Genomic DNA, 1,752 nt, shown 5'->3' with positions numbered 1-1,752 from the left:
CGATTTTAGCCACGGATGGCTTAAATCAATCACGAGCTTAGCGACACTATCGTTGGCTCACACTATCGTTGGCTCACACTAACGAATGTTAACAGACCCTAGCTGACAATGATGTTAATTTTTATCTTGTAATTGGGGCGTATTGTATCGGTATAGATGGGTTTTAAGCAATTAAAAAATAGCGGTTTTAAGTAACTATTATTTTTGATTAATACATTGGCCATGGACACTGGGTCGACACTGCCATTAGTTGGGAATTAGTAATTAAATGTAGGTTGTGTCTTTGGCACAACAGGCTGTCGGACCAAGGGCCCGACCTACATATTTTAGGAGTTCAGCTTATTATCCATTCTATTTGTTTTTTTAAATCGATATGAATTTCAGAAAGTTCTTCCAGCTCATAATCCATATAAGGATTATTTTCAGGATTATTATCCAGGCGTTGTTTCATTTCCTGATCGCGTTTTTGATGCAGCCAGCCAATCTGGGGAGAAAACAAATGTAACATCCCTTCTACCCACTTATCTAAAATCTGCCAATAAGGATCATCATCCAGCGTCATTTGATAGCGTTTCAGGAAATAAGCAATATGTTCCGCATCATACCAGGTTTCAGAAGTAACCCAGCGATTAACAGTAAACAACCTGATAGGGAGTCCAAATTGATTCATGCCAATAGCAACAAGATGAGTCATGGGATTATCCATATACCTATCCCAATCGGGCAATGCCGATGGCTTTATTCTTTTGGGTATCTGTTTGTAGCGCATGAAGCAATGGAAATGCCCGTGCTCGGTACTTTCAAAGTTTTCTCTGTGGCAGTGATAAAAGTATTGAGAACCGGTAGAATGATCAATACGATCGCCTTTGGGATAGTGACTCATCCGCTCATGCTTTCGCTTTTTTTTTAGCGTGTGATGGAGAATGTTTTTCCCCTTTGAAGTAGTCATTTGTTGTTGCGCTTCAAGAACCTGGGTTGCGTATCCCAAAAACACTTTCTGACGCCATTTACTTAATTCGGGTAATATAAAATTTGAATCAGTTGTCATAGTTCAGCTACTACATAAAGAAAGAGGTAGTAGAACTACCTCTTTGTTGGAACAAACTAATTACTAGTCACCACTGCAACCTGCACAGCCTTTGCAACCAGCACAACCTTTACAACCATTACAGCCTTTGCAACCTTTACAGCCAGTGCAAGTAGCAGCAGGAGTAGTGCTTGTGTCATCAGCATAAGCTACAGAAACCATAGGAGCTGAAGATAAAGCAGTTAGCAGTGCAGCTACAGCCATTGTTGATTTTTTCATAATATTACTTCCTTGATAGTTAAAGGTTTTTATTTTGACCCATTAAGATATTAGCAAACAAATCAAGAATTTTCTTCTTTTTTCAATAAATTTTTTTGGTTGTTTAACAATCAATTGGTTGTAAATTTACTCCAAAAGATATTTAATAGCTTGTTTGCTCTTATAAGAGCAGATTAAGCAAACGATTAAATATATAATTTAAAAAGATAATTCATTTTTTTCAATAAGTTATATAAAAAACAGCATCCCAATAACCAGAGAAATTTTTGTTTCTAATTACTACAGCTGATCCATGGTATCCCCAAGTAGGATTCCTGGATAGCGTGGTCAAGCCACGCTAATTCGATTTTTAAAGAGGGGTGATGCAATACTTTGTGGGATATCTATTTTAATTGTATAGCCAACACACGATAAATTGATTATTAGCAATGGCTCTGAAAAAGCTC

Annotated in this window: 2 protein-coding genes; both read right to left on the bottom strand. The window is 37.3% G+C overall.

From position 1 onward, the window contains the following. Positions 1 to 334 precede the first annotated feature (334 nt). The gene (locus Q0495_RS04045; protein WP_298623376.1) at positions 335 to 1,048 is read right to left on the bottom strand and encodes a hypothetical protein; all 714 of its coding nucleotides are present in this window, start codon (positions 1,046 to 1,048) and stop codon (positions 335 to 337) included. Between the two features lie 63 nt (positions 1,049 to 1,111). Continuing rightward, entirely contained in the window at positions 1,112 to 1,306 is a 195-nt protein-coding gene (locus Q0495_RS04040) for a hypothetical protein (protein WP_298623374.1), read from the bottom strand. Positions 1,307 to 1,752: the final 446 nt, after the last annotated feature.

Source organism: uncultured Legionella sp. (assembly GCF_937871865.1).
Classification (GTDB): Bacteria; Pseudomonadota; Gammaproteobacteria; order Legionellales; family Legionellaceae; genus Legionella.
The sequence above is the reverse complement of the archived record's forward strand: the minus strand, read 5'-3'. Positions and strand labels throughout refer to the sequence as shown.

What these genes read in the sequence shown, in the direction of transcription:
- Q0495_RS04045 (WP_298623376.1), bottom strand. Translation starts at nt 1,048, where the DNA reads ATGACAACTGATTCAAATTTTATATTACCCGAATTAAGTAAATGGCGT.
- Q0495_RS04040 (WP_298623374.1), bottom strand. Translation starts at nt 1,306, where the DNA reads ATGAAAAAATCAACAATGGCTGTAGCTGCACTGCTAACTGCTTTATCT.